This window comes from Pseudomonas sp. Leaf15 (assembly GCF_001421425.1).
Classification (GTDB): Bacteria; Pseudomonadota; Gammaproteobacteria; order Pseudomonadales; family Pseudomonadaceae; genus Aquipseudomonas; species Aquipseudomonas salomonii.
Window position 1 is genome coordinate 70734 of sequence record NZ_LMKI01000035.1, and the last position, 26827, is coordinate 97560.

Below are 26827 nucleotides of genomic sequence, written 5' to 3' on the forward strand. Positions count from 1 at the left end.
CTGTACGATGCCTGGCCAAGTTAATTTTCTACAGGTTAGTGGCCGCCATGCGCGTAAAAGCATCCAATAGCAAAGCAAAGCCAGCTCCCGCCGTTGAAACCAGCGAATCGATCAACAGCCAAATTGCTGCTTTCCTCAAGTCCGGCGGTGAAATCCAGCAAATTGCCAAGGGCGTGAGCGGCCAGACTTTCGGCCCGTCCAAGCAGATCAGCCTGGGCAAAAAGTAATACCCGCGCGTCGCATCTAGCTCCTAAGCGTCTTGCCTTCCAAGGCGCCAGGACTAGAGTCTGAAACACCCTCCTGCTACCTCTCCTGATGCGCTAATCGACGAACGGGGCTCACCGCGAAGCATTCGCCGGTATGCTTGCACCCGTCTAGCACGGGCATCTGTCCGATTTTTTCGTAACTGCTCCTCGCTTTTCATGGAGTGAAGCATGCTCAAGCCCTGCTTGTTTCTCATCGCTGCCCTTGCGGCAAGCCCTCTTGCACACGCGCAGATTTTTCAGCGTGAACTGGGTGACTTCGACCTCAAATTGGGCACCACGCCCAGCCGCAGCATGGCCCAGGGTTTGGTCAAGCCCACCTCGCCGGGCAGCGATTCCTTTCACGGCGGCCTGGACCTGAGCCACGACAGCGGCCTGTATTTCGGCCAGTTTTCGCCGAATATGGGCCTGTCCTCGGCCAACAACCTCGAAGTCGACTCCTACATGGGCTTCAAGCGCCCCTTCGACCAGACCCTGGGCTACGAAGTGGGCATGATCCACTACAGCTACCCCAAGCTCAGCCCGCTCGACAGCCAGGAGTTCTACGGCGGCCTGAACCTGCTGGGCAATCGCTTCGGCGTGTCGTTCAGCAACGACCCGGATCGCCAGGACAGCACGCTGTTTGCCGACCTCGGCGGTACGCAGCCGTTCGGCATCGGCGTCAGCATGAAATACACCACCCACCAACTCGGCACGCCGGCGGCGGTAGAAGGCGGCACCATCAGCAGCTTCAGCGACTGGTCGGTGCAGTTCTCCCGCGCCTGGAAAGGCGTGGACCTGGACCTGATCTACAGCGGTTCCAGCCTCAGTGGCGGGGATTGCTCGGCCTACTCCGGACACAATTCGCAATGCGACGGCCTGTTGACCTTAAAGGCCGCACGGTCGTTTTATTGATGGGCTGAACTGTCGCGCCCCGCGCAGGTTCACATACATGAACCCTCCCTGCGCAAGGACACGCCCATGCTGCGTCGGCTCAAATTACTGGTGGTTTTACTGACGTTGAGCCTGGTGCTCGCCGGCTGCAATCGCGTGGGCCTGGCCTACCGCAACCTTGATGTGATCATCCCCTGGACCCTCAACGACTACCTGGACATGAACGCCGGGCAAAAGAGCTGGTTCAATGGCACCCTCAAGGAACATCTGGCCTGGCACTGCACCACCCAACTGCCGGGCTACCTGGACTGGCTGGATCGCCTGCAACAAATGGTCGACAACAACCAGATCACCGACGCCGCGCTGCAAGCGCGCACCGTCGAAGCCAAGCAGGCGATCGCTGAAGTGGCCCGCGAGATCACGCCGTCAGCCATCCAGTTGCTGCAGGGCCTGGATGATCAACAAGTCAAAGACATGGGTGATGCGCTGGCCAAAGACCTGCGCAAGCGCCAGGACGAATACCTCAAACCGCCACTGGCTCAGCAGATCAAAGAGCGCGCCGAGCGCATGAGCAAACGCCTGGTTGCGTGGATGGGGCCGTTGAGTCCCAGCCAGCAGAACCGGGTGACGGCGTGGTCAATCGCGCTGGGTGAACAGAATCAGGAGTGGATCGGTAATCGCGCCCATTGGCAGGCGCAATTTATCGACGCCTTGCAGCAGCGTCACAGCGCTGACTTCCCACAGAAAATCCAACAGCTGCTGGTCGACCGCGAGAGCCTGTGGACCCCGCAATACCGCACCGCCTATGCACAGACCGAAGCCGCTGCGCGTGGCCTGATCATCGACCTGATGGCCGAAAGCACGGCGCAGCAGCGCCAGACACTCACACAAAAAATCGGCAAGGTTCGCAGTGACTTCCAGGCCCTCAAATGCCTCAAGGCCGCCTCGATTTAAAATGTGGGAGCTGGCTTTCTCGCGAATGCGGTGAATCAGTCGATGAATCTATTGACTGACACACTGTATTCGCGAGCAAGCCCGCTCCCACATTTTGGTCTGGGGTGTGCCTTATTACGCAATCTGCGCCTTGGAAGCCACCTCGGCGAACGTCGCCGGGTCCAGCGCGTCGGCCTGCTCGTCCAGCACCTGGCGCGGGTGATCATTGCCCGGGATTGAGCTGTCGATCAGGGCCAGCAACTGCGCGCCCAGCGCCGTGAGGATGAAGTTCTCACCATTGCCGCCCTCTTCTTCCGGGCGCGATTCAATGAAACCCCGCTTGAACAACAGCGCTTCGTAATCGGCGGCGGTCTTTTTCAACGCGTCCAGGTTACCGGTGGATTCGCCCGCCGTGGCCTTTTCGGCCGCTTCCTGCTCGGCGTATTTGCGCGGCGCAAAGCTGCCTTCGCCGTTCTGCACTTCATGCAGCAGTCGCTCGATCAGATCCCAGTTGTAAGTCGTCATCCTGATTCCTCCTGCGGGCAGATTAAAAGGTGGCCCGTTAGAGGTAATGACACGACCGTGCACTGGCCGTTCACCCGAATAGACGAGCGTCATTTCTCTGAACTTTCCAGACGTTCGCCCCCTCAACTGAACATCACTGCCAAGGAGGTCCGACCATGAAAAGCCTGATGAACCTGGCTATCGCCGCCACCCTGCTGAGCGCCCTGCCTGCCTGGGCCTGCACGCCGGAAGAGGCCACGGCCAAACGCGAACAACTGGCCAAGGAAGTGACCCGGCTGACCCAGCAAAACCCGGCCAAGGCCAAGGAAATCAACGATGAGCTGCAACACATGAACCTGGAAACCGCCAGCGCGGACCTGCCGGACAAGTGCCAACTGATTGACCAGCGCCTCAAGGAGCTGGATGAGGCGGCCGCCAAAGCAAAGAATTAACCATCACAACGGGACGCGGAGCGCCCCTGGCGGCATTCCCACGCAGAGCGTAGGAACGATCAACTGAGGGCATAAAAAAACCGGACAGCGTCCGTTTTTTTCATATCAGCGGCCTTATTCGGCAGCCGGCGCTTCTGGCTTGCGGCGCTTGAGCGGTGCCATGCCGTCCTTGCTGACGAGCGACAGGTTGTCGGTCTTCGGCCGGTTGGCGATCTTGCGCTTGGTCGGCGACTTGGCGCCGGTTTTCTTCTTGTCGCCCTTGGCGTCGGTCTTTTTCTTCTTCACGCCAACGGCCTTGCCCGACGCCTTGACCTTCTTCGGCCCGGTGTAGGTGCCTTTGACTTCCTTGATGGTGCGGCGCTCGAACGACTGCTTGAGGTAGCGCTCGATGCTCGACATCAGGTTCCAGTCGCCGTGGCAGATCAGCGAGATGGCCAGGCCATCGTTGCCGGCACGCCCGGTACGGCCAATACGGTGTACGTACTCGTCGCCGCTGCGCGGCATGTCGAAGTTGATGACCATGTCCAGGCCATCCACGTCCAGGCCTCGGGCGGCAACGTCGGTGGCGACCAGGATCTTCACGCCGCCAGCCTTGAGGCGGTCGATGGCCAGCTTGCGGTCCTTCTGATCTTTCTCGCCGTGCAGCACGAACGCCTTGTATTCCTGCGCCACCAGACGACCATAGATGCGGTCGGCTGCTGCACGGGTGTTGGTGAAGACGATGGCCTTCTGATAGGTCTCGTTGGCCAACAACCAGTTCAGGATCTGTTCTTTGTGTACGTTGTGGTCGGCCATCACGATCTGCTGACGCGTGGTCGCGTTCAGGTCGCTGACGTTGTTGACCTGCAAGTGCTCAGGGTTGTTCAGCACCTTGGCAACCATGTCGCGCAGCGTCGAACCGCCGGTGGTGGCGGAGAACAGCATGGTCTGCTGACGGTTGACGCACTCGGCCACAAGGCGCTGCACATCGTCGGCAAAGCCCATGTCGAGCATGCGGTCGGCTTCGTCGAGCACCAGCACTTCGACTTCCTTGAGGTCGAGGTTGCCGGCGTTGAGTTGCTCGATCATCCGGCCTGGGGTGCCGATCAGGATGTCGGGCACCTTGCGCAGCATGGCGGCCTGGACCTTGAAGTCTTCACCGCCGGTGATGATGCCGGACTTGATGAAGGTGAACTGCGAAAAGCGCTCCACTTCTTTCAAGGTCTGCTGGGCCAACTCGCGGGTCGGCAGCAGGATCAGGGTCTTGATGCTCACGCGGACTTTGGCCGGGCCAATCAGGCGGTTCAGCACCGGCAAGACGAAAGCGGCGGTTTTACCGCTGCCGGTTTGCGCCGTCACCCGCAGGTCACGCCCTTGGAGCGCGAGCGGGATGGCCGCTGCTTGCACAGGCGTAGGCTCGACAAATTTAAGCTCGGCCACGGCTTTGAGCAGGCGTTCGTGCAGGGCGAATTGGGAAAACACGGGTGCTACCTCGAAGAAATACAAAATATCAGCTGCATAGGGTAACGGTTTCGGGCGCTCAAACCGAGTTTCTTTACGCGAATGGCGCTAATCAGCTGCTTTTTTGTCAGCAGATTTGTCCACAAAACCAACTTTGTTGCACATAAATGCTCTAATCGGCCCGTGTTGTCTTACAGAAGAATCGGTTTTACCCATGGATATCAAACAGCTCTGGCTCAACGTCCAAGACCTTTGGGGCGCCCTCGATGAACACCCACTGCTGCATTCCAGCCTGGGTTTGCTGATATTACTGGTAGTCGCCTTACTGGTCGGACGGGTAGCGCGTTACCTCATCCTCCACGCCATCAAACTGCTCGGCCGGCAACCGGCGCTGCACTGGCTCAATGACCTGCGGCATAACAAAGTTTTCCACCGCCTGGCGCAAATGACGCCCTCGCTGGTGATCCAGTTCGGCCTGTACCTGGTGCCCGACCTGAGCAAGACTGCCACTCTGTTTATCGGCAATGTGGCGCTGGCGTTCACCATCCTGTTCATGACGCTGGCCGTGAGCGCCCTGCTCAACGCCTTGCTGGATATCTACGCGCGCACCGAACATGCCCGCACCCGCTCGATCAAGGGCTATGTGCAGCTGGCAAAGATGGTGCTGTTCGTGTTCGCCGCGATCATCATCGTCGCCACCTTGATCGACCGTTCGCCGCTGTTGCTGCTCTCCGGTTTGGGTGCCATGTCGGCCGTGATTTTGTTGGTGTACAAGGACACGCTGCTGTCGTTTGTGGCCAGCGTGCAGCTGACCAGCAATGACATGCTGCGGGTCGGCGACTGGATCGAGATGCCCCAGGTCGGCGCCGACGGTGACGTGGTGGATATCACCCTGCACACGGTCAAGGTGCAGAACTTCGACAAAACCATTGTCTCGATCCCGACCTGGCGCCTGATGTCGGAGTCGTTCAAGAACTGGCGCGGCATGCAGGCGTCCGGCGGGCGCCGTATCAAGCGCAGCCTGTATATCGACGCCAGCGGCGTGCGCTTTTTGCGCGACGACGAAGAAGTGCGCATGACCCAGGTACACCTGCTCACCGACTACATCAGCCGCAAGCAGGCCGAACTCAAGGCCTGGAACGAAGCCCAGGGCCACAGCGCGCAACTGTCGGCCAACCGCCGCCGCATGACCAACCTCGGCACCTTCCGTGCCTACGCCCTGGCGTACCTGAAAAGCCACCCGGACATCCAGCCGAACATGACCTGCATGGTGCGCCAGATGCAAACCACTGCCCAAGGCGTGCCGCTGGAGATCTACTGCTTCACGCGCACCACGGCGTGGGCGGATTACGAGCGCATCCAGGGCGATATCTTTGATTATTTGCTGGCGGTGTTGCCGGAGTTTGGCTTGAGCCTGTATCAGCAGCCGAGTGGCAATGATTTGCGCGCGGGCGTGTTGCCGGCGGTATTGGGGGCCAGTCATTTGCCAGCCCTGGAAAACGAATCTGCCTAACGCCATCCATTCCCTGTGGGAGCGGGCTTGCCCGCTCCCACACTAACCTCAGCGGTGGATCGCGTCCTTGCGCACACCCAAGCGACTGACCCACACCGCCCCCAGAATCACCAACCCACCCAACGCCAACCGCCCCAGCGGCTCGTGCTGATTCCAGATCAGCAGGTTCAGCAGCAACCCCACCGGCACATGCAGGTTGTTCATCACTGCCAATGTGCCGCCGTTGACCAGGCAGGCACCTTTGTTCCACCAGTACATGCCCAGCGCGGTGCTGACCAGCCCGAGAAACACCAGCACGCCCCACTGCAGCGGCGCTTCGGGCAAAAAGTTGGTTTTACCGAACAGCAAGAACGCCGGCAGCACCACGATCAAGGCGCCCAGGTAGAAGTAGCCAAAGCGCCGGTAATGCGGCAAATCGCTCGGATAACGCGCCACCAAATGCTTGTACATCACCTGCCCGGCGGCGTAGGTGAAGTTGGCCAGTTGCAGCAGCAGGAAGCCCATCAGGAAGTTCGGCGTGATCTGGTCGAAGCGAATCACGGCCGCGCCGCCCACGGCCACCAGCGCAGCAACCAATGCCCACGGGTTGAAACGGCGGTTAAGCGCATCTTCAATCAGGGTCACGTGCAACGGCGTGAGGATGGTAAACAGCAATACTTCCGGCACCGTAAGTACGCGAAAGCTCAAGTAAAGGCACACATACGTCACGCCGAACTGCAGCGCACCGATCAGCAACATGCCGCGCATGAAGGGTGGTGCCACCGAACGCCAGCGGGTCAGCGGGATGAAGATCAGCCCGGCCAATACCACGCGCACCAGCACGGCGAAGTAGCTGTCGACGTGACCGGCGAGGTATTCGCCGATCAAGCTGAAGGAAAATGCCTGAATCAGGGTGACAACCAGTAAGTAGCCCATGCGCGCCTCGTTTCGAATGGGCGGGACATTAAAGGTTTTCGGCGTTTACTGAAACTCAAGGCAAAAAAAAACCCGACCTCGCTATAGCGGCAGTCGGGCAGGAGCACTCAGGAGCAACAAGTGCAAAGGGAGGTTCGATACGCGTACTTGAAGGGTTTGCGTGGAGCGATATAAACACCGCGCGATTATGTGACGATTAAAGCGTTATGCGACCTGTGCCAGCAGCGCTTTGGCGTGGTTGATGCCCTTCTCCTGGAAGTCACCGCTCAGGTTCACGCCTTCGGCATGAATGAAAGTGACGTCATGAATCCCGATAAACGCCATGACCTGGCGCAGGTAAGGTTCCTGGTGATCGGAGGTGGCGCCGGTGTGGATGCCACCGCGGGCGGTCAACACAATGGCGCGCTTGCCAATCAGCAGACCCTGTGGGCCGGTGGCGGTGTACTTGAAGGTCACACCGGCGCGCAGCACGTGGTCCAGCCAGGCTTTAAGGGTGCTGGGAATGGCGAAGTTGTACATCGGCGCGGCCATCACCAGCACATCGGCAGCGAGCAATTCGTCGGTCAGTTCGTTGGAGCGGTCCAGGGACGCCTGTTCGACGCCGCTGCGCTGGTCGGCGGGTTTCATCCAGCCGCCGAGCAGGTTGGCGTCCAGGTGCGGGACCGGGTTGAGGGCCACGTCACGCACAGTGATTTGATCCGCCGGGTGGGCGGCCTGCCATTGGCTGATGAACTGTTGAGTCAGCTGGCGGGAGATCGAATCCTGCTGGCGGGCGCTGCTTTCGATGATCAGAACATTGGACATGGCTGGGTAGGCTCCATCTGTAAATGCTGTAAGGCGATGGAGTGAAGATTAGACAGAGCCAATTCGATAAAAAAGCGTAAAAAACTGCTATAACCCATCTATAAATTTGTTTATAAGCGGAGTATTGCTGTGGGCATGCTCCGCTGCCGCGTTATTTTGGGGCGCACGCCAGGGCGATACGCATCTTGATAATCGAGCGGGTGAATTTGACCGTGGTGTTGGTGCTTTTACCTGCCGGCACCATGACCGTTCGACGACGCGGCGATTCCGGGCCGTTGGTGAAGGTTACCGAGCACACCGCGTCATTGGGGCCGTAGTTATTCAGCTGTATGGAACTGATGTCGTTGTCGACGTCGGACGCCGTGTAGTCAATGCTCACGCCCTCGATCTTTTTAGTAACGTCGGTGGAATAGGCAAACGCGCTCATCGGCAGCAGCGCCAGCAACACACAACAGAATTTTCTCATTCGGCAGTCTCCAATAAGGACCGCCAGCTTAGGACAAGAGGAGCTCATCTTGAAAGCGCCCCGCGTTACCCTCGATCAATGGCGCACGCTGCAGGCCGTGGTCGACCACGGTGGCTTCGCCCAGGCGGCTGAAGCACTGCACCGTTCGCAGTCCTCGGTGAGCTACACCGTGGCCCGCATGCAAGACCAGCTCGGCGTGCCATTGCTGCGCATCGATGGGCGCAAGGCCGTGCTCACCGAGGCCGGTGAAGTGCTGTTGCGCCGCTCGCGGCAACTGGTCAAAAACGCCAGCCAACTGGAAGACCTCGCCCATCATATGGAACAGGGCTGGGAAGCCGAAGTACGCCTGGTGGTGGACGCCGCCTACCCGAATGCACGCCTGGTGCGCGCGCTCACCGCCTTTATGCCGCAAAGCCGTGGCTGCCGCGTGCGCCTGCGTGAAGAAGTGCTGTCGGGCGTTGAAGAGCTGTTGATGGATGGCATGGCGGACCTGGCCATCAGCGGCTTCATCATTCCAGGCTACCTGGGCACCGAAATGAGCGACGTGGAATTTATCGCTGTGGCCCACCCCGACCACTCACTGCATCGCCTGAACCGCGAGTTGAGCTTCCAGGACCTGGAAAGCCAGATGCAAGTGGTGATCCGTGACTCTGGCCGCCAGCAGCCGCGCGACGTCGGCTGGCTCGGCGCCGAACAGCGCTGGACCGTCGGCAGCTTGCCCACCGCCGCCACCTTCGTCAGCAGCGGCCTGGGCTTCGCCTGGTTGCCCCGACACCTGATCGAACGCGAACTCAAGGATGGCCTGCTCAAGCAGCTGCCATTGGAAAAGGGCGGCAGCCGCAACCCGACGTTCTACCTGTACTCGAACAAAGACAAACCCCTGGGGCCGGCCACGCAGATTCTTATCGATTTGTTGCGCACCTTCGACACCGCTCCCCTGGACGCACCTTTCGCCGCCCCCCAGCAAGCCTGAGACGGAGTTCACCCATGGCCTGGTTCGACCACGAAGGCTGCAGCCTGCATTACGAGGAATACGGTCACGGCGCTCCGCTGATCCTGATCCACGGCCTGGGCTCCAGCAGCCAGGATTGGGAACTGCAGATTCCGGTCCTGGCCCGGCATTACCGCCTGATCGTGGTGGATATACGCGGTCACGGTCGCTCCGACAAACCCCGCGAACGCTACAGCATCCAGGGTTTTACCTTCGATCTGGTGGCGTTGATCGAACACCTGAACCTGCCGCCCGCCCATGTGGTGGGTTTATCCATGGGCGGCATGATCGCATTCCAGCTGGCCGTGGACGACCCCGCTCAGGTCAAGAGCCTGTGCATCGTCAACAGCGCGCCCGAGGTCAAGGTGCGCAGCGCCGATGATTACTGGCAATGGGCCAAGCGCTGGAGCCTGGCGCGCGTGCTCAGCCTGTCCACCATTGGCAAGGCCCTCGGCGATCGGCTGTTCCCCAAACCCGAGCAAGCCGACCTGCGGCGCAAAATGGCCGAACGCTGGGCAAAAAACGACAAACGTGCTTATCTCGCCAGCTTCGATGCGATTGTCGGCTGGGGCGTACAGGAACAACTTTCCAGAATTACCTGTCCTACCCTGGTCATCAGCGCCGACCACGACTACACCCCCGTGGCGCAGAAAGAAAACTATGTAAAACTGCTGCCCGATGCGCGGCTGGTGGTGATCGAGGATTCCCGCCATGCCACGCCCTTGGACCAACCCGAAGTCTTTAACGCGACCTTGCTCGATTTTCTAAAGACAGTCGAAACCACTACCCAGGATCACTGACCCATGCTGAAAAAAATCGCCTTCTTTGCCGGCTCCGTATTGTTCGCAGCCAACCTGATGGCTGCTGAGCCTGCCAAGGCCCCTCACGTCCTGATCACCACCACCAATGGCGACATTGAAATCGAACTGGACCCGGTCAAGGCGCCGATCAGTACCAAGAACTTCCTGGCCTATGTCGACAAAGGCTTCTACACCAACACCATTTTCCACCGCGTGATCCCGGGTTTCATGGTCCAGGGCGGCGGTTTCACCGCGCAGATGTCGCAGAAGCCGACCGAAGCACCGATCAAGAACGAAGCCAGCAACGGCCTGCATAACGTTCGCGGCACCTTGTCGATGGCACGTACCAACGATCCAAATTCGGCCACCAGCCAATTCTTCATCAACGTGGCTGACAATGCCTTCCTCGACCCAGGCCGTGATGCGGGCTATGCCGTGTTCGCCAAAGTGGTTAAGGGCATGGACGTTGTCGACGTCATCGTCAACTCGCAAACCACTACCAAGCAAGGCATGCAGAACGTGCCAATCGATCCTGTTGTGATCAAGTCGGCCAAGCGCATCGACTGAGGTCCGCAGCAAGCTCCGCACGCGGCCCACAACGCCGCGTGCGCATTTGAAAGGAGAGCCCGCAACGCGGGCGTCAGACTGAATGCTCTATCGTCGCTTTGAACAACTGATCGACATTTTCCGCGACGCTCCCAGCGCCGCCCCTCCTGATAAAGTCCTGCCCTTCTACCTCTACTACCTGCGCCAGGTGTGGCCAAGTTTTGCCGCCTTGCTGGTGGTCGGCCTGATCGGCGCGTTGATCGAAGTGGCATTGTTCAGCTACCTGAGCCGCATTATCGATTTGGCCCAAGGCACGCCGCCCGCCAACTTCTTCCAGATTCACAGCGCCGAGCTGATCTGGATGGCCGTGGTTGCCCTGCTGCTGCGCCCGATCTTCAATGGCCTGCATGACTTACTGGTGCACCAGACCATCAACCCCGGCATGACCAGCCTGATCCGCTGGCAGAACCATAGCTACGTACTCAAGCAGAGCTTGAACTTCTTCCAGAACGATTTCGCCGGGCGCATTGCCCAGCGCATCATGCAAACCGGCAACTCCTTGCGCGATTCGGCAGTGGCGACCGCGGAAGCCATCTGGCATGTGTCGATCTACGCCATCAGCGCCCTGGTGCTGTTTGCCGAGGCGGACTGGCGCCTGATGATCCCGCTGATCACCTGGATCATTCTTTACAGCCTTGCGTTGCGTTACTTCGTGCCTCGCGTGAAAGAACGCTCGGTGATTTCCTCCGAGGCGCGCTCCAAATTGATGGGCCGCATTGTCGACGGCTACACCAACATCACCACCTTGAAGCTGTTCGCTCATACGCAGAATGAGCAGGAGTACGCCAAGGAAGCGATCATCGAGCAGACCGAAAAAACCCAGTTGGCCGCGCGCGTGCTCACCAGCATGGACGTGGTGATCTGCACCTTGAACGGCGTGCTGATCGTCACCACCACCGGCCTGGCGTTGTGGCTGTGGACGCAGTCACTGATTTCGGTGGGCGCCATCGCCCTCGCCACAGGCCTGGTGATCCGTATCGTCAACATGTCCGGCTGGATCATGTGGGTGGTCAACGGCATCTTCGAAAATATCGGCATGGTGCAGGATGGTTTGAAAACCATCGCGGCGCCGCTGGCCGTGACCGACCGTGAAAACGCGCCACGCCTGCAAGTGCCCCACGGCGAAGTGCGTTTCGAGCAGGTGGATTTCCACTATGGCAAAAAGAGCGGGATCATTGGCGGCCTGAACCTTCAGATCAAGGCCGGTGAGAAAATCGGCCTGATCGGCCCCTCCGGCGCGGGCAAATCAACCCTGGTCAACTTGTTGCTGCGCCTGTACGACCTGCAAGGCGGGCGCATCCTGATCGACGGCCAGAACATCGCCGAAGTCGCCCAGGAGTCCTTGCGGGCACAGATCGGCATGATCACCCAGGACACCTCGCTGCTGCACCGCTCGATCCGTGACAACTTGCTGTACGGCAAACCGGATGCCAGCGATGAAGAACTCAACGCCGCCATCCACAAAGCCCGCGCCGATGAGTTCATCCCGCTGTTGTCGGATGCCGAAGGCCGCACCGGGCTGGATGCACACGTGGGCGAGCGCGGGGTGAAACTCTCGGGCGGGCAACGCCAGCGCATTGCCATTGCGCGAGTGCTGCTCAAGGACGCGCCGATTCTGATCATGGACGAAGCGACGTCGGCGCTGGATTCGGAAGTGGAAGCGGCGATCCAGGAAAGCCTTGAAACGCTGATGCAAGGCAAGACCGTGATTGCGATTGCGCACCGCTTGTCGACCATCGCGCGCATGGACCGCCTGGTAGTGCTGGAAAAAGGCCAGATCGCCGAGACCGGCAGCCATGCCGAATTGCTGGCCCATGGTGGCTTGTATGCCAGGTTGTGGCAGCACCAGACGGGTGGGTTCGTCGGCATCGATTAAAAACACACCGCGAAACAGTGTGGGAGCTGGCTTGCCTGCGATAGCGCACCGTCAGTAACGAATCGGTTATCTGGCGCACCGCAATCGCAGGCAAGCCAGCTCCCACACTAATTGATCAACGTCTGTGGCCTCGGAGTCAGCCCTGCCGATAAGGCAGGGCTGCCCTCGCCTCTTCGGCATACGCCAGAATCCCAACCCGCTCGCGTTCGAGGAAGTCTTCGACGGCATTCTTCAAACCGGGATGGCGCAGGTAGTGCCATGACCGTGTGATCACCGGCTCAAAGCCGCGAATCAACTTGTGTTCGCCCTGGGCGCCGGCGTCGAAACGTTGCAGGCCGTGGGCGATGGCGTAGTCCATGCCCTGGTAGAAGCAGGTTTCAAAATGCAGGCGGTCGAACTCGGCCAGGCAGCCCCAGTAGCGGCCGTAGAAACTGTCGCCACCGATCAGGCTGAAGGCCATGGCCACCGGGCGTGTGCCTTGTTTGGCCAGCACCACGCGAATCGCCTCGGGCATACGTTCGGCCAGCAGGCTGAAAAAGGCGCGGGTCAGGTAGGGTGCCTGGCGACGCACCGCGTAGGTGTTGGCGTAGCAGGCGTAGACAAAATCCCACTGCGCCTCGCTTAACTCATGGCCTTGCAACCATTCAAAATCGATGCCCTGCCCGGCCACTTGCTCGCGTTCTTTGCGCATCTGTTTGCGCTTGCGTGAACTCAAGGCATCGAGAAAGTCCTGGAAGTCGCGATAACCGCGGTTTTGCCAGTGAAACTGGCAGCCCAGGCGCTGCAACCAACCTGCCTGCCCAGCCAATGCGGCATCGGCCAACGGGTCGGTGAAGTTGATATGGGCACTGGAGAGCCCTTCGATTTCCAGATAACCGGGCAGGCTGCCCAGCAGTTCAAACCCGTCCTCGGCATTCCTGGCCAGCAAGCGCGGGCCACTCACCGGACTGAACGGCACGGCCGTCAGCAACTTGGGGTAGTACTCGATGCTCGCGCGCGCGCAAGCGTCTGCCCAGCCGTGATCAAACACGTACTCGCCATAGGAGTGCCACTTGCGGTAGCTGGGCAGGGCTGCCACCAGTCGTTCGCCTTCCCAATGCAGCAAATGCTCGGGCTGCCAACCGGACTGCGGGCCCAGGCTGGCGCTGTCTTCCAGCGCACTGAGAAAGGCATGCCGCACAAAGGGTTGGGCCTGCGGCACCAGCGCATCCCAGACGTGCGGGGCGATTGCAGACAGCTTGTCCAGGCGTTGCAGCGGCATCGGCATCCTCTCTGTTTCTTGGCGTGAAAGCCTGGCGAGTATCGCCTATCGCGGCGCCAGGCACACCTCGAAACGAGCGTGACAAACCTGGAAACAATTAGTTCCAGATTAAATAATTTGTCATCTAGGTGAAATCACTTAGCCACTACTCCGTCATAAACGATCGTGATACTGACGCCTGTTTTTAGAGCGCCTGGTTCTACCAGGCGGCTATTTTCCGTCCGTCATCGGTCGGTTGTGTCCTGGATGGTTTGCCATCCCTCCTCACTTTCGGAGATTGATATGCGTCTTGCTTCCACTAAAACTGCGGCGGCCCTGTGTGGCGGCCTGTTGCTGGCCCTGAGCGTTCCGGCCAGCGCTGCAGTCGACGCTAAATTGCTCGACATGCTCAAGGCCAACGGCCAGATCACCGCTGCGCAGTACACTGAACTGCAAACGGAATTAGCCAAGGACCAGAAAGAAAAGCAGATCGCACAGCAAGCTCAACAAGAGACCAACGAGCAGATCGCGGCCACCGCGAAAAAAACCAACGACCTCAGCGTCTTCGATCAGAAGCTGGCCTGGGCCGCGCGCACCCAACTCAAGGGTGATGTGCGCTTCCGTCAGGAAACCGTGAAGATCCAGGGCGAATCCAACAACGGCGGCCGCGACAAAGACCGTCAGCGCATCCGTGCCCGCCTGGGCGCCTACACCGAGATCAACTCCCAGGTCGACACCGGCATCCGCGTGGCCACCGGCAGCAGCGACGATGCGCGCTCGACTAACCAGGACCAGGACAACTACTTCGACAAGAAGTCGATCTGGCTGGACCTGGGCTACATCGACTACCACCCGGACCAGATCAAGAACCTGCACGTGATCGGCGGCAAGATGCTGCAACCGTGGGTGAACATGGGCGACGTGATCTGGGATAGCGACATCAACCCTGAAGGCCTGGCCGTCACCTACAAGTACCCATTGGGCGGCAGCGCCGAGCTGTTCGGCAGCCTGGGTAACTACAACCTCAAGGACAACGTGGACGGCGACGGCGTGCAATTTCGCCATGACCTGCGCCTGACGTCCGGCCAGTTGGGCACGCGCTTCTCGCTCACCGACAACCTGAAAATGACCCTGGGCGGCAGCGTCTACGCTTACCAGAACGACAAGGACAGCCGCTGCACAACTACCACCACGCCGTGCGCGCTGGCGGTCAACGGCAACTCGGCCAACAACGAATTCCGCCTGTATGAAGGCTTTGCCCAAGCCGACATCGGCGGCCTGGCCGTGCCTTTGGCGTTCTATGGCCAGTACGTGAAAAACAACGATGCAGTGACCGACCAGGACACCGCCTGGTTGATCGGTGCCAAGTCCAAGGTGTTCGGTTTCAACCTGGACTACAACTACCGCGATACGCAACGTGATGCAGTGGTTGGCGCGTTCACCGATTCGGACTTCGCCAACGGCACCACCGGTTCGCGCGGTCACAAGCTCAAAGTCAGCTACGACATCGACAAGAACTTCGCCCTCGGCGCCACGTACTTCCTGACCAAGGCTGACTACGCCAGCCGCACGCAGCGTGATGCCAACACCAACACCCTGCAGCTGGATGCTGAAGCCAAGTTCTAAATGTGTGTGCAATAACCCTTGGGCCAGGACGGCCCGAGGGGGTTTCAACAGCCTTGCGTGGGTGGGTCGATCCCCATCATCCGTTCGACTCACCCACGCGAGCCTGGCTCTTCCCGCCGTTACTGATCCTTGAGCCTTTCGGCCACCAGCCGATCAGCCAGTGCATCAACATCCTTTACCGGCTCCTGCGGCATGATCTTCAACGTCGCCTGCATCAGGCGCATCTGACGAATAAATCGCCGACAGTTAGGGCAGAACATCAAGTGATGACGCACCAGCAAACGCTCTCGAAAGGTCAATTGCCCATCGAGGTAGTCACTGGACCGCGCCACTTGTTCCTTACAGGTCAACATTCGCCCGTTTCCTCAAAATGCTCCACCGTGGCGAAGACTTTAAGCCGTGCTCGATGCAACAGCACACGAACATTGGAGAGCGAGAGGGTCAGAAGATTACAAATTTCCTCCAACTCCAGGCCTTGGCGTTCTCGCAGCACCAGCACGCTGCTTTGCAGCTCCGACAAACTCAGGATTGTATGCTCCAGGCACTTGCGCAGCTCATCCTCGGTCAGCAAGGCCTCCGGGGTGTCCTGGTGCCAGGCGTAAGGCGCAACAGCCCAGTGGCCGTCGTCGGGGACGAAGCGGTCATCACCAATAGTGCCGTGGGGCGAAGGCAAATCATCGAGCAATACTTCCCGTCGATTCTGTTTGTAGCGGCCCTTGGCGGAGTTGGCGGTGATGGTCAGCAGCCAGGTCTTGAGGCTGGAGCGCCCTTCGAACTTGGCCAGGTTGCGCACCACCGACAGCCAGGCGTCTTGCACCACTTCGTCGGCGTGGCGCTGGCCGACAATGGCATAGGCGACCGCGCGCATGGCGCTCTGGTAGGTGGTGACCAGTTCCTTGTAGGCCCGCTGCTCGCCCTTGAGCAGCCGTTCAAGCAGGTGCGCGTCGTCGGCTGCTGCCATTGTTTACCTCAAATTACCTTGGAATACGGTCGATGTGGGAGCTGGCTTGCCTGCGATGCAGGCACCCCGGTGGATCAGTCACACCACAAGCCAGCTCCCACAGGATCAGCGCTTGCGCAGGATCACGCTGCCAATCGAATAACCCGCGCCGAACGAGCTGAGCACTGCAACCGAGCCCTTGGGCAGATCGTCCTGGTAGGTGTGAAACGCAATCACCGAACCTGCCGAGCTGGTATTGGCGTAAGTATCAAGGATCACCGGCGCTTCTTCCACCGAGGCTTCGCGGCCCAGCAGTTTCTTCACAATCAGGTGGTTCATGCTCAGGTTGGCCTGGTGCAGCCAGAAGCGCTTCACGTCGGTCACGTTCAGCTGGTTTTCTTCAAGATGTACACCGATCAATTCGGCAACCATCGGGCAGACATCACGGAAGACTTTGCGGCCTTCCTGCACGAACAGTTTGTCCGGCGCGCCGATGCCTTCTTCGGCGGTACGGTTGAGGAAACCGAAGTTGTTGCGGATGTTATTGGAGAACTTGGTCAGCAGCTTGGTGCTGACCACGTCGAACTGGTGCTCGGAGGTCGCCAGATCCGCGCGCTCGAGGATCACCGCCGTGGCCGCATCACCGAAGATGAAATGGCTGTCGCGGTCGCGGAAATTCAGGTGGCCGGTGCAGACTTCCGGGTTGACCATCAGGATCGCCCGGGCCTGGCCCAGCTGGATGCTGTTGGCGGCGTTCTGGATGCCGAAGGTGGCCGAGGAACACGCCACGTTCATGTCGAAGCCAAACCCCTGGATGCCCAGGGCTTCCTGGACTTCAATGGCGATGGCCGGGTAGGCGCGCTGCAGGTTGGAGCAGGCGACGATCACGCCATCGATGTCGGCGGCGGTCTTGCCGGCGCGCTGCAGGGCTTGTTCGGCGGCGCCGATGGCCATCTGGCAGAGTACCGACCACTCGTCGTTGCTGCGTTCGGGCAAGCGCGGGGCCATGCGTTGCGGGTCAAGGATGCCGTCCTTGTCCATCACAAAGCGGCTCTTGATGCCTGAAGCCTTCTCGATAAAGGCCGCGCTCGACTCGGTCAGCGCCTGCACCTCACCGCGCTCGATGGCCGCGGCGTTATCGCTGTTGAACTGTTGCACGTAAGCATTGAAAGACTGCACCAGCTCTTCGTTGGAGATGCTGTTGGCCGGGGTGTACAGGCCAGTGCCGCTGATGACGACGTTATGCACGGTCGTTCCTCTAAATCTGTCAGGCAGAGAAGAAATTGGTACCGTCGTACCAAACTTTAAGTCGTTCGATGCCCTCCAGCGGGCATCAAACTGGCAACGCTTTATCCCATGGCGCCACAGCGTCTCGCGGCGTTACCGGTCTTTATGACTGCGAAGTTTGCCACAACCTCGCGCATTTGGCGCCATCCCCAGGATTAACCCCCGCAATCCATTGTGGGAGCTGGCTTGCCTGCGATGCAGACACTGCGGTGTATCAGCCAAACGGTGGTGATGCCATCGCAGGCAAGCCAGCTCCCACAGGGGTTGGGCGTTGCCTGGAGGATCGAGGAAGCACTCAGGCCTCGACCAGGCTCCACTGCTTGCTCAAACGCTTATCGGAAATCGGCACCTTGGTGCCCAACTGCTGGGCAAACAGCGACACCCGGTATTCTTCCAACCACCAGCGATAGAGTTCGAGCTGCGGGTCGCGCTTGCCTTCCTGGGCGTGTTTGTTCAGGCGGTTCTGGTACTGCGCCCACAAGCCGCCCAGCTCAGTGCTCCACACGCGATCTTTTTGCACCTGGCTCGGCAGTTTCTCCAGGCGCAGCTCGATGGCTTTGAGAAAGCGCGGCAATTCCTTGAACCACTGCGCCGGGGTTTCGCGCACAAAACCTTGGTACACCAGGTTGCTGAGCTGCTGTTTGATGTCGTTCAACGCCACCGCCTGGGCCAGGTCGATTTTGCCTTTGAAGCGTTTCTGCAAACCATGCCAGAGTTTCAGCACGTCCAGGGTCAAGCGCGCCAGGCGCTCGGCGTGCTCGGCCCAACTGCCGCGCTTGCGTTCGGCCAATGCAGCGAGACCGGCACCGTCACGCGGCAGGCTGGCTTCGCCTTCTAGCACGCAGGTGTCGAGGCTGGCCAATAGAATGTCTTCCACCAGTGCATCAATGCGCCCCAGCTCGCGGTACATCAGGCCCAATTCGGTCAAACCGGGCAGTTTGCCCCGCAGGAATTTTGCCGGTTCCGCCAGTTGCTGCATCAGCAGGCACTGCAAGGCACGACGGTGCTGGAACTCGGCTTCGGCGGCGGTGGAAAAACGCCCTTCCTTGACCGTGCCGTTTTCTTCGACCAGGGCCGGATACACCGTCATCGACAGGCCGGCAATCTTTTGCTGGGTCTTTTCCGCCACGGCGGCAAATACCTTGGCTTCCACCGGCTGCTGGCTTTTCGCAGTCTGCGGCACGGCCAATGCGGCCTGGCTGGCCTCGGCGAAACGTGCGGTCAGCTCGGCCAGATCGCGGCCTTCGCCCAGGAACTTGCCCTGGCCGTCAACCACCTCCAGGTTCATCTTCAGGTGGCTTTCCACCTGCTGCGCCGCCTCGGCCCAGGCCTCATCGCTGACCCGCGCGCCGGTCATGCGCAGCAATTCGCGGCCCAGCGCCTGAGGCAGCGAGCCCTGACCAAATTCGATACGTTGCAGGGCGGCCTTGACGAAATCCGGCACCGGCACAAAGTTCTTGCGCAGCGCCTTGGGCAGGTTGCGCACCAGCGCGATGCACTTGGCTTCGATCACACCCGGCACCAGCCACTCCAGACGCTCCGGCGGCAACGCCGGCAACAGCGGCGCCGGCACACGCAGGGTTACGCCGTCACGCGGATGGTTGGGTTCAAAGTGGTAACTCAGGGCCAGTTCCAGGTCGCCCAAATGCAGCGTGTCCGGGTAATGCGCGGCGGTGACTTCACTGGCCTCGCGGGCCAGCACGTCTTCTTCACGCATGATCAGCAGTTGCGGGTCTTTCTGGCTGTTGACCTTGTACCAGCTGTCGAACGTGGCGGTCTGGTGGATCTCTGCCGGCAAGCGCGCGTCATAGAAGGCGTACAGGGTTTCTTCATCCGCCAGAATGTCACGACGACGGGCCTTGGCCTCCAGCTCATCGAGCTGTTCCAGCAGTTGCTGGTTGGCCGTGAGGCACTTGGCGCGGGATTGAATCTCGCCGCGTACCAACCCTTCACGAATAAACAACTCGCGGGACACCACCGGGTCAATCGGCCCGTAATGCACCGGCCGACGCCCGACCACAATCAGCCCGAACAGGGTGATCTGCTCAAACGCCACCACTTGGCCGCGCTTCTTTTCCCAGTGCGGTTCGAAGTGGTTTTTCTTGATCAGGTGCCCGGCCAGCGGCTCGATCCAGTCGGCATCGATCTTGGCGACCATGCGCGCATACAGTTTGGTGGTTTCCACCAGTTCGGCGGCCATCAGCCATTGCGGACGCTTTTTGCCGATGCCCGAAGACGGGTGAATCCAGAAGCGCCGCTGCCGTGCGCCGAGGTAATCGCCGTCTTCGGTCTTCTGCCCGATCTGGCTGAGCAGGCCGGACAGCACCGCCTTGTGCAGTTTCGCAAAGTCGGCCGGTTCCTTGTTGACCGTCAGCTGCATATCGCGGCAGATCAGGCTCAACTGGCGATGGGAGTCACGCCACTCGCGCAGGCGCAGGTAATTCAGGAAGTTCTTGCGGCACCAGTTACGCAACGGGCTGGCGGTCAGTGCCTGGCGCTGCTCTTCAAAGCCACGCCACAGATTGACCAGCCCGGCGAAGTCAGAGTCGGCATCCTTCCACTGCGCGTGGGCCTGGTCGGCGGCTTGCTGGCGCTCCGGCGGACGCTCGCGCGGGTCCTGGATCGACATGGCACTGGCCACAATCAACACTTCCTGCAAACTGCCGAGCTTGGCCGCTTCGAGCAACATGCGGCCCATGCGCGGGTCCACCGGCAGGCGCGCCAATTGGCGGCCCAGTGGCGTGAGCTGGCTGTTGCGGTCCACCGCCGAGAGTTCTTGCAGCAGGTTGAAACCGTCGCTGATCGCCTTGCCATCCGGCGGCTCGATAAACGGGAAGTCGGTGATTTCGCCCAGGCGCAAGTGCAGCATCTGCAGGATCACCGCGGCGAGGTTGGTGCGCAGGATCTCCGGGTCGGTAAATTCCGGGCGGCCGATAAAATCTTCTTCGCTGTACAAGCGAATGCAAATGCCCGGCTCGACCCGGCCGCAGCGGCCTTTACGCTGGTTGGCACTGGCCTGGGAAATCGCCTCGATCGGCAGGCGCTGCACTTTGGCGCGGTAGCTGTAGCGGCTGATGCGCGCGGTGCCGCTGTCGATCACATACCGAATGCCCGGCACCGTCAGCGAGGTTTCCGCGACGTTGGTCGCCAGCACCACGCGGCGGCCTGGGTGGGACTGGAAAATCCGCTGCTGTTCGGCCGGCGACAGGCGCGCGTACAGCGGCAGAATTTCAGTGTGTTTGAGCTGGGCCTTGCGCAGCATGTCGGCGGCGTCGCGAATCTCGCGTTCACCCGGTAAAAACACCAGCACATCGCCGGGGCTGCGGCGTTCACTGCGCTCATAGGCGGCAATTTCATCGAGGGTGGCGAGAATCGCCTGGTCGACGGTCAAGTCATCCTCGACGCGGTTGCCCTCCTCGTCCTGCTCCAGCGTCAGCGGGCGATACCAGGTGTCGACCGGGAAGGTACGACCCGAGACCTCGACAATCGGCGCATCGTCGAAGTGCTTGGAAAAGCGCTCCAGATCGATGGTCGCCGAAGTAATGATGACTTTAAGGTCCGGGCGACGCGGCAACAGGGTTTTCAGGTAACCGAGCAGGAAGTCGATGTTCAGGCTGCGTTCGTGGGCTTCGTCGACGATGATGGTGTCGTAGCGTTCCAGATAACGGTCGTTCTGGGTTTCCGCCAGCAAAATGCCGTCGGTCATCAGCTTGATCAGCGTGTTGGAGTCACTCTGATCTTCGAAACGCACCTGATAGCCGACCAACGCGCCCAATGGCGTAGCAAGCTCTTCGGCAACCCGGCTGGCGACGCTGCGCGCAGCAATCCGGCGCGGCTGGGTGTGGCCGATCAGGCCGTACTGGCCGCGACCGATCTCCAGGCAGATCTTCGGCAACTGGGTGGTTTTACCCGAGCCGGTTTCGCCGGCAATGATAAGCACCTGATGCTTGTTTAGCGCCTCTTTGATCTCGTCACGCTTGGCCGCGATCGGCAGGCTGTCGTCATAGCGAATCACCGGCAGGCTGGCGCGCCGCGCGGTGACCTGGGCGCAGGACGCTTGCATACGCGTGACCCACTGCGCCAGCTTCTCCTCGTCAGGCTTCTTGCGCAGCTCAAGCAACTGGCGCCGCAAGCGGTGGCGGTCGGCGAGCATGGCGTGATCGAGGTTTTTGAGCAGTTGGTCGATAGCGGGCGCTTGGTCAGTCATCAGGTACTTTGCAGGTCGTCTATTTATGCACGGCCGGCAAGTGTGGCAGAAAAGCAGCTGATCTGGCAGACGGCTAAGTAAACCGGATCAAATGTGGGAGCAACTGTCTTAACCCACGCTCCTCTGTGGCGAGCAGGCTTGCCATGCGTTGGGCTGCGCAGCAGCCCCATTGTAGACACCGAGATACTCCTGAAAGAACTCTGAGTCTGTTTTTGGGGCCGCTGCGCAGCCCAACGCAGGGCAAGCCTGCTCGCCACAACAGCCCACTTCGCTCAGACGTTGTTAAATTCCTATGGCTATCGGGTGCCAGCCTCCTCCCAAACGGTATAGGCGTTTACAGCGGGTCTTTGCGCCGATACGGAAACACATCAATCACCTTGCCGGCGCGAATCGCTTCCTGCAGGCCTTTCCAGTAGTCGGCGTTGTACAACTCGCCATGCAACTCGTCGAACAGCTTGCGCTGGCCGGCATCGGCGAACAGGAACGGCGGGAACTCTTCCGGGAACACGTCCAGCGGGCCGATGGAGTACCAGGGCTCCGAGGCCATTTCATCTTCGGGCGTGCGCGGTGCGGGGATGTGGCGGAAGTTGGCTTCGGTGAGGAAGCAGATTTCATCATAGTCATAGAACACCACACGACCGTGACGGGTGACGCCGAAGTTCTTCAGCAGCATGTCGCCGGGGAAGATGTTCGCCGCCGCCAGTTGCTTGATGGCCAGGCCATAGTCTTCCAGGGCTTCGCGCACCTGGGCGGGGTTGGCGTTGTCCAGGTAGAGGTTGAGCGGGGTCATGCGCCGCTCGGTCCAGCAGTGGCGAATCAGTACCGTATCGCCCTCCACCTGCACCGTGCCGGCGGCGACTTCCAGTAACTCGGCCAGGCATTCGGGCTCGAATTTGCTCAAGGGAAAACGGAAGTCGGCAAACTCCTGGGTGTCGGCCATGCGCCCCACCCGATCAACGCTTTTAACCAGCCGGTACTTCTCGATCACCGTGGCGCGGTTGACGTTTTTCGACGGCGAAAAGCGGTCCTTGATAATCTTGAATACGGTGTTGAAACCCGGCAGCGTGAACACGCTCATGACCATGCCGCGCACGCCGGGCGCCATGATGAATTGATCATCGGTGGTGGCCAGGTGGTTAATCAGCGCGCGGTAGAACTCCGATTTGCCGTGCTTGTAGAAACCAATCGAGGTGTACAGCTCGGCAATATGCTTGCCGGGCAGGATGCGCTTGAGAAAGCCGATAAACTCCGCCGGCACCGGCACATCGACCATGAAGTAAGAGCGTGTGAAGGAAAAGATGATCGACACATCGGCTTCGTCGGTGATCAGTGCATCGATCTGGATGCCGCGCCCTTCGCGGTGCAGCAACGGGATCACCAGGGGCCACTGCTCGTCACGGGTAAAAATGCGCCCGACCAGGTAGGCACCTTTATTACGGTAAAGCACCGATGAAAACAGCTCGATACTCAGCTGCGGGTCTTTGCATACCCAATCCGGCAGATTTTCGCGAAGCTGCGCCTGGAGGCGGCGCAGGTCGCCATCGAGGTCGGCGTAGGCTTCGCTGAAGCGGTAATCGGCGAAGATCTGCGCCAGCGTCGCCGCCAGGTCGCCCGCAGGTTGATAGGTGTGGGTTTGCGCCGCACGCGCCCGGCGCAGGCTCGGCCGCGTGGTGTGGATGAACATGCAGCCGTCACTGATCAGGTCATGGCTGAACAGCCCGCAGAAGATCGAGTTGTACCAGGTCTCGGACAGCTCATCGTCAAAACGCAGATCGATCAGGCCGATGTACGCGCTTTTAACCAATGGCCACTCGTCCACTGCCAGCAACGCCGCCTCATCGAAGTGGGCACGCAGACGCGCCGTGACTTCAGCGACCTTCTCTTCATACAAATTGATCCGCGCCGCCGATGCCGCCTGCCCTTGCTGCCACTGAGCCGTTTCGAAACGCTCGCGGGCGCCGTCGGTGATCTGGCGAAAGTGCTCACGGTAATCGTCGAAGCCATCGAGGATCATGCGGGCAATGGCAGGGGCGGATGGCGACATGCGGGAAACCTCGAACGGGTATCTGGATGCCTGAGCTTAGCCAGTGAATCGAGGCAGGAGAAGGATGATTTGCACGGCCTGACTGTACAACATCATGTGTTTTGTACATTTAGTTTCAGTTTTAATAAGTAGACCACTCGGTCAATAAACGCACCAAAAAGTCACCCCACTCACCGCTACAGGCTTGGAACTGCGTGGCCCTGCCCAAGCCGAGCGCAAAGCGTACCCGCCTGTGAATTCACAACTGATGTAACAACCTCGACACCGCTTAGGGGAAACCCCGATTACTACCTTGATGGCACTTTGATATACAGCGCGCCCTTTCCCACCCTTACAAGGTCTGAAGACCGACCCGGGAACCGGTTCAAATCGCCAAAGGAGCACTAAGATGTCATTGAGGAATATGCCGATCGGTTTGCGCGCCAGCCTGAGTTTCGGGGTGTTGGCCAGCATGCTGGTGATCGTCGGAATGTTTGGCCTGGGGCAGATGGCCAAGCTGCGCGAAAGCGCGTTGGTGATGGAAGAGTCGTGGATGCCGAGCATCGAGAATATCCACGACGCTGCAGCCTGCATCGCCGGCATCCGCCTGGAGTCAATGCGCATGGCGACCACCGACGAATCAAGGATCCGCGACAACAGCAAAAGCCTGATCGCCCGCCAGCGCAACGAACTCAGCACCCTGCTTGAGCATCACACCGACCTGCTCAGCAGCGACGAAGAGCGCGCCATGCTCAAGCAACTCAACAGCGATGTGAACACCTACAACAGCATCGTCAGCCAGATGATGGAGCTGGTCGACAAGGACCAGCAGCAAGACGCCATCGACCTGCTCAACACACGCATCGGCCCACAGGGCACGGTCTTGAATAAAAGCCTGGAAGACATGATTACCTTCAATCAGCAAGGCGTGGAAGCCGCAGCGGACGCGGCGGCGCAGATGTACACCCGCGCGCAGTGGGTGGTCGGCCTGATCATCCTGTGTGCACTGATCGCGACCTTGTTGCTCGCCTGGCTGCTGACCCGCAGCATCACCGCCCCGCTGGGCCAGGCGCTGGCCGTGGCGCGCAGCATTGCCGGTGGCGATTTGAGCCAGCCCATCGTGGTCAAAGGCAGCGACGAACCGGCGCAATTGCTGACGGCCCTGGCCACCATGCAGGATCAGTTGCGCACCACCATTCATGGCATCAGCGAGTCGGCGCAGCAACTGGCCTCCGCCGCTGAAGAGATGAGTTCGGTGATGGAGCAGAGCACCCGTGGCCTGCAAGCGCAGAACGATGAGATCGAACAGGCCGCCACCGCCGTTAACGAGATGAGCGCGGCGGTGGACGAAGTCGCGGCCAATGCAGTGTCCAGCGCCGAGGCGTCCACGGCCTCCGACGAAGACAGCAAGCACGGTCATTACCAGATCAGCGAAACCATCAGCTCGATCCAGAACCTGGTGGACGAAGTGCTCGGCGCGTCCAGCAAGGCCGAAGGCTTGGCGGTGCAGGCCCAGGACATCAGTAAAGTACTGGAAGTGATTCGCGGCATCGCCGGGCAAACCAACCTGCTGGCGCTTAATGCCGCCATCGAAGCCGCCCGCGCAGGCGAGGCCGGGCGTGGGTTTGCAGTGGTGGCCGACGAAGTACGCTCGCTGGCGCAACGCACCCAGGACTCCACCGAAGAAATCGAGCAGATGATCAACGGGATCCAGCAAGGCACCCAAGGCACCGTCGAAGCGCTCAACAGCAGCGCCGAGCACGCCGGCCAGACCTTGCAGCGAGCCAACAGCGCCGGCAGCGCACTGGAAAAAATCACCGCGGCCATCTCGCAGATCAGCGAACGCAACCTGGTGATCGCCAGCGCCGCCGAGCAACAGGCGCTGGTGGCCCGCGACGTCGACCGCAGCCTGGTGAACATTCGCGACCTGTCGACCCAGACCGCCGCCGGTGTCACCCAGACCTCGGCAGCCAGCCAGGAGCTGTCACGCCTGGCGGTGGACCTCAACGGCATGGTCACGCGGTTTGTCCTGTAATTAGCGATTGTGTCGCGCAGTCCACTGGGCAACACTCGCCGCCTTATTGATGTAGGAGTGTTCCGTGAGACCTGTCGACACCCTGTACCTATTGGGGCTGGCTGCCATTTGGGGCGCGAGCTTCCTGTTCATGCGTATCATCGCGCCGGAAATCGGCACGGTGCCGACTGCGTTTTTTCGCGTGTCGATCGCCGCCGCCGGGTTGCTGGTGATCCTCACGATGATGCGCGTGAACTGGGACTTCCAGGGCAAGTTCAAGACCGTGCTGCTGCTCGGCGTGATCAACTCCGGCATTCCCGCCACCATGTACTCGGTGGCGGCCCAGGTGCTGCCGGCGGGTTACTCGGCGATCTTCAACGCCACCACGCCGCTGATGGGCGTGTTGATCGGCGGGTTGTTCTTCAGTGAGCGCCTGACGCCTTCTAAAATCGCAGGTGTGTGTTTGGGCCTGTTTGGCGTAGGAATCCTGACCCGTGCCGGGCCGGTAGCCTTCGATATGGACTTGTTGATGGGCGCAATGGCCTGCCTGCTGGCCACCACCTGCTACGGCTTTGCCGGGTTCCTGGCGCGGCGCTGGCTCGATCAGCGCGGTGGCTTGGACAGCCGGCTTTCGGCGCTGGGCAGCATGCTCGGCGCTACCCTGTTCTTACTGCCGTTCTTTGCCTACAGCGCCATCAGCCATCCACCGGCGAGTTGGGGCGGCTGGCAGGTATGGTCATCGTTGCTGGGGTTGGGGCTGGTGTGTACGGCGTTTGCCTACATCCTGTACTTCCGCTTGCTGTCATCGATTGGGCCGGTGAAGTCGATGACCGTGACGTTTATGATTCCGCCGTTTGGGGTGTTGTGGGGGGCGTTGTTGCTGGATGAACCGTTGTCGATGGCACATCTGTATGGCGGGGTGTTGATTGGGGGGGCGTTGTGGTTGGTGTTGCGGGTGGGGAAGCTGGACAACGCAAGGAATAAAAAGGCTAGCCTCCAAACATTTAATCGCAGCTGACTTATAAAGTTCGGGTAAAGGTTCGGGCGAATCAAT

Annotated in this window: 23 protein-coding genes; 12 read left to right on the forward strand and 11 right to left on the reverse strand. The window is 60.2% G+C overall.

The window, feature by feature from the left end; genetic code table 11:
* Positions 1–47 precede the first annotated feature (47 nt).
* The 3 genes from ASE80_RS26185 (at position 48) to ASE80_RS26195 (ending at position 2090) form a co-directional block, all read left to right on the forward strand.
* The gene (locus tag ASE80_RS26185; RefSeq protein ID WP_003193095.1) at positions 48–227 is read left to right on the forward strand and encodes a hypothetical protein; all 180 of its coding nucleotides are present in this window, start codon (positions 48–50) and stop codon (positions 225–227) included.
* A 207-nt stretch (positions 228–434) separates the two neighbouring features.
* Positions 435–1157 carry a TorF family putative porin gene (locus tag ASE80_RS26190; RefSeq protein WP_056861485.1) on the forward strand — a complete coding sequence of 241 codons (723 nt, stop codon included), beginning with the start codon at positions 435–437 and terminating at the stop codon, positions 1155–1157.
* Positions 1158–1223: 66 nt separating this feature from the next.
* Complete coding sequence (locus tag ASE80_RS26195; protein WP_056861486.1) at positions 1224–2090, forward strand: DUF6279 family lipoprotein; 867 nt, start codon at positions 1224–1226, stop codon at positions 2088–2090.
* A gap of 114 nt (positions 2091–2204) precedes the next feature.
* On the opposite strand, the gene ASE80_RS26200 is transcribed toward ASE80_RS26195, so the two are convergent.
* Entirely contained in the window at positions 2205–2594 is a 390-nt protein-coding gene (locus tag ASE80_RS26200) for a hypothetical protein (protein WP_017134854.1), read from the reverse strand.
* Between the two features lie 155 nt (positions 2595–2749).
* Here ASE80_RS26200 and ASE80_RS26205 point away from each other — a divergent pair, with 155 nt between their 5' ends.
* Positions 2750–3025 carry a hypothetical protein gene (locus tag ASE80_RS26205; protein ID WP_056861487.1) on the forward strand — a complete coding sequence of 92 codons (276 nt, stop codon included), beginning with the start codon at positions 2750–2752 and terminating at the stop codon, positions 3023–3025.
* Between the two features lie 114 nt (positions 3026–3139).
* On the opposite strand, the gene ASE80_RS26210 is transcribed toward ASE80_RS26205, so the two are convergent.
* A complete protein-coding gene (locus tag ASE80_RS26210) occupies positions 3140–4486 on the reverse strand; it encodes a DEAD/DEAH box helicase (protein WP_026013512.1) in 1347 nt (448 codons plus the stop codon).
* A gap of 193 nt (positions 4487–4679) precedes the next feature.
* On the opposite strand from ASE80_RS26210, the gene ASE80_RS26215 reads away from it, so the two are divergent.
* Positions 4680–5978 (forward strand): mechanosensitive ion channel family protein, encoded by a 1299-nt coding sequence (locus ASE80_RS26215; protein WP_056861488.1) that lies wholly within the window; start codon positions 4680–4682, stop codon positions 5976–5978.
* Positions 5979–6026: 48 nt separating this feature from the next.
* Here the strand turns inward: ASE80_RS26215 and ASE80_RS26220 are convergent, their stop codons facing one another.
* The 3 genes from ASE80_RS26220 to ASE80_RS26230 form a co-directional block, all read right to left on the reverse strand.
* Positions 6027–6893, reverse strand: a complete 867-nt coding sequence (locus tag ASE80_RS26220; protein ID WP_056861489.1) for a carboxylate/amino acid/amine transporter — start codon at positions 6891–6893, stop codon at positions 6027–6029.
* 204 nt (positions 6894–7097) lie between these two features.
* The gene (locus ASE80_RS26225) at positions 7098–7697 is read right to left on the reverse strand and encodes an FMN-dependent NADH-azoreductase (RefSeq protein ID WP_056861490.1); all 600 of its coding nucleotides are present in this window, start codon (positions 7695–7697) and stop codon (positions 7098–7100) included.
* A 151-nt stretch (positions 7698–7848) separates the two neighbouring features.
* Positions 7849–8163, reverse strand: coding sequence for a hypothetical protein (locus ASE80_RS26230; protein WP_056861491.1), 315 nt, complete (start codon positions 8161–8163; stop codon positions 7849–7851).
* 49 nt (positions 8164–8212) lie between these two features.
* Between ASE80_RS26230 and ASE80_RS26235 the strand changes: the two genes are divergently transcribed.
* The 4 genes from ASE80_RS26235 (at position 8213) to ASE80_RS26250 (ending at position 12436) form a co-directional block, all read left to right on the forward strand.
* Positions 8213–9136 (forward strand): LysR family transcriptional regulator, encoded by a 924-nt coding sequence (locus ASE80_RS26235; RefSeq protein ID WP_017134847.1) that lies wholly within the window; start codon positions 8213–8215, stop codon positions 9134–9136.
* A gap of 14 nt (positions 9137–9150) precedes the next feature.
* Complete coding sequence (locus ASE80_RS26240; protein WP_056861492.1) at positions 9151–9954, forward strand: alpha/beta fold hydrolase; 804 nt, start codon at positions 9151–9153, stop codon at positions 9952–9954.
* A 3-nt stretch (positions 9955–9957) separates the two neighbouring features.
* On the forward strand, positions 9958–10521 hold the full coding sequence (locus tag ASE80_RS26245; RefSeq protein WP_016979352.1) for a peptidylprolyl isomerase A: 564 nt from the start codon (positions 9958–9960) through the stop codon (positions 10519–10521).
* An 82-nt stretch (positions 10522–10603) separates the two neighbouring features.
* On the forward strand, positions 10604–12436 hold the full coding sequence (locus ASE80_RS26250) for an ABC transporter ATP-binding protein (protein ID WP_056861493.1): 1833 nt from the start codon (positions 10604–10606) through the stop codon (positions 12434–12436).
* 136 nt (positions 12437–12572) lie between these two features.
* On the opposite strand, the gene ASE80_RS26255 is transcribed toward ASE80_RS26250, so the two are convergent.
* On the reverse strand, positions 12573–13697 hold the full coding sequence (locus tag ASE80_RS26255; RefSeq protein WP_056861687.1) for a GNAT family N-acetyltransferase: 1125 nt from the start codon (positions 13695–13697) through the stop codon (positions 12573–12575).
* 282 nt (positions 13698–13979) lie between these two features.
* Between ASE80_RS26255 and ASE80_RS26260 the strand changes: the two genes are divergently transcribed.
* Entirely contained in the window at positions 13980–15302 is a 1323-nt protein-coding gene (locus ASE80_RS26260) for a putative porin (protein ID WP_017134842.1), read from the forward strand.
* 119 nt (positions 15303–15421) lie between these two features.
* On the opposite strand, the gene ASE80_RS26265 is transcribed toward ASE80_RS26260, so the two are convergent.
* From ASE80_RS26265 to aceK, 5 genes are all read right to left on the reverse strand, one after another.
* Positions 15422–15655, reverse strand: coding sequence for an anti-sigma factor family protein (locus ASE80_RS26265; protein WP_056861494.1), 234 nt, complete (start codon positions 15653–15655; stop codon positions 15422–15424).
* Positions 15649–16263 (reverse strand): RNA polymerase sigma factor, encoded by a 615-nt coding sequence (locus tag ASE80_RS26270; protein ID WP_016973332.1) that lies wholly within the window; start codon positions 16261–16263, stop codon positions 15649–15651. Before ASE80_RS26270 ends, ASE80_RS26265 begins: the two co-directional genes overlap by 7 nt.
* 105 nt (positions 16264–16368) lie before the next feature.
* Positions 16369–17490, reverse strand: a complete 1122-nt coding sequence (locus tag ASE80_RS26275) for a beta-ketoacyl-ACP synthase III (RefSeq protein ID WP_056861495.1) — start codon at positions 17488–17490, stop codon at positions 16369–16371.
* 334 nt (positions 17491–17824) lie between these two features.
* Positions 17825–21736: an ATP-dependent RNA helicase HrpA gene (gene hrpA / locus ASE80_RS26280; RefSeq protein ID WP_056861496.1), complete on the reverse strand. Its 3912-nt coding sequence runs from the start codon at positions 21734–21736 to the stop codon at positions 17825–17827.
* A gap of 334 nt (positions 21737–22070) precedes the next feature.
* Positions 22071–23780 carry a bifunctional isocitrate dehydrogenase kinase/phosphatase gene (gene aceK / locus ASE80_RS26285; protein ID WP_056861497.1) on the reverse strand — a complete coding sequence of 570 codons (1710 nt, stop codon included), beginning with the start codon at positions 23778–23780 and terminating at the stop codon, positions 22071–22073.
* 451 nt (positions 23781–24231) lie between these two features.
* Between aceK and ASE80_RS26290 the strand changes: the two genes are divergently transcribed.
* Positions 24232–25794, forward strand: coding sequence for a methyl-accepting chemotaxis protein (locus ASE80_RS26290; RefSeq protein WP_371920500.1), 1563 nt, complete (start codon positions 24232–24234; stop codon positions 25792–25794).
* Positions 25795–25858: 64 nt separating this feature from the next.
* Entirely contained in the window at positions 25859–26791 is a 933-nt protein-coding gene (locus tag ASE80_RS26295) for a DMT family transporter (RefSeq protein WP_056861499.1), read from the forward strand.
* The last annotated feature ends 36 nt before the right edge of the window (positions 26792–26827 follow it).

Excerpts from the sequence above, each read along its gene's own strand:
- ASE80_RS26250 (WP_056861493.1), top strand. The coding sequence starts at position 10,604 with ATGCTCTATCGTCGCTTTGAACAACTGATCGACATTTTCCGCGACGCT.
- ASE80_RS26190 (WP_056861485.1), top strand. The coding sequence starts at position 435 with ATGCTCAAGCCCTGCTTGTTTCTCATCGCTGCCCTTGCGGCAAGCCCT.
- ASE80_RS26290 (WP_371920500.1), top strand. The coding sequence starts at position 24,232 with ATGCTGGTGATCGTCGGAATGTTTGGCCTGGGGCAGATGGCCAAGCTG.
- ASE80_RS26265 (WP_056861494.1), bottom strand. The coding sequence starts at position 15,655 with ATGTTGACCTGTAAGGAACAAGTGGCGCGGTCCAGTGACTACCTCGAT.
- ASE80_RS26215 (WP_056861488.1), top strand. The coding sequence starts at position 4,680 with ATGGATATCAAACAGCTCTGGCTCAACGTCCAAGACCTTTGGGGCGCC.
- ASE80_RS26185 (WP_003193095.1), top strand. The coding sequence starts at position 48 with ATGCGCGTAAAAGCATCCAATAGCAAAGCAAAGCCAGCTCCCGCCGTT.
- ASE80_RS26220 (WP_056861489.1), bottom strand. The coding sequence starts at position 6,893 with ATGGGCTACTTACTGGTTGTCACCCTGATTCAGGCATTTTCCTTCAGC.
- hrpA (WP_056861496.1), bottom strand. The coding sequence starts at position 21,736 with ATGACTGACCAAGCGCCCGCTATCGACCAACTGCTCAAAAACCTCGAT.
- ASE80_RS26195 (WP_056861486.1), top strand. The coding sequence starts at position 1,224 with ATGCTGCGTCGGCTCAAATTACTGGTGGTTTTACTGACGTTGAGCCTG.
- ASE80_RS26225 (WP_056861490.1), bottom strand. The coding sequence starts at position 7,697 with ATGTCCAATGTTCTGATCATCGAAAGCAGCGCCCGCCAGCAGGATTCG.
- ASE80_RS26245 (WP_016979352.1), top strand. The coding sequence starts at position 9,958 with ATGCTGAAAAAAATCGCCTTCTTTGCCGGCTCCGTATTGTTCGCAGCC.
- aceK (WP_056861497.1), bottom strand. The coding sequence starts at position 23,780 with ATGTCGCCATCCGCCCCTGCCATTGCCCGCATGATCCTCGATGGCTTC.
- ASE80_RS26255 (WP_056861687.1), bottom strand. The coding sequence starts at position 13,697 with ATGCCGCTGCAACGCCTGGACAAGCTGTCTGCAATCGCCCCGCACGTC.
- ASE80_RS26270 (WP_016973332.1), bottom strand. The coding sequence starts at position 16,263 with ATGGCAGCAGCCGACGACGCGCACCTGCTTGAACGGCTGCTCAAGGGC.
- ASE80_RS26260 (WP_017134842.1), top strand. The coding sequence starts at position 13,980 with ATGCGTCTTGCTTCCACTAAAACTGCGGCGGCCCTGTGTGGCGGCCTG.
- ASE80_RS26240 (WP_056861492.1), top strand. The coding sequence starts at position 9,151 with ATGGCCTGGTTCGACCACGAAGGCTGCAGCCTGCATTACGAGGAATAC.
- ASE80_RS26205 (WP_056861487.1), top strand. The coding sequence starts at position 2,750 with ATGAAAAGCCTGATGAACCTGGCTATCGCCGCCACCCTGCTGAGCGCC.
- ASE80_RS26200 (WP_017134854.1), bottom strand. The coding sequence starts at position 2,594 with ATGACGACTTACAACTGGGATCTGATCGAGCGACTGCTGCATGAAGTG.
- ASE80_RS26230 (WP_056861491.1), bottom strand. The coding sequence starts at position 8,163 with ATGAGAAAATTCTGTTGTGTGTTGCTGGCGCTGCTGCCGATGAGCGCG.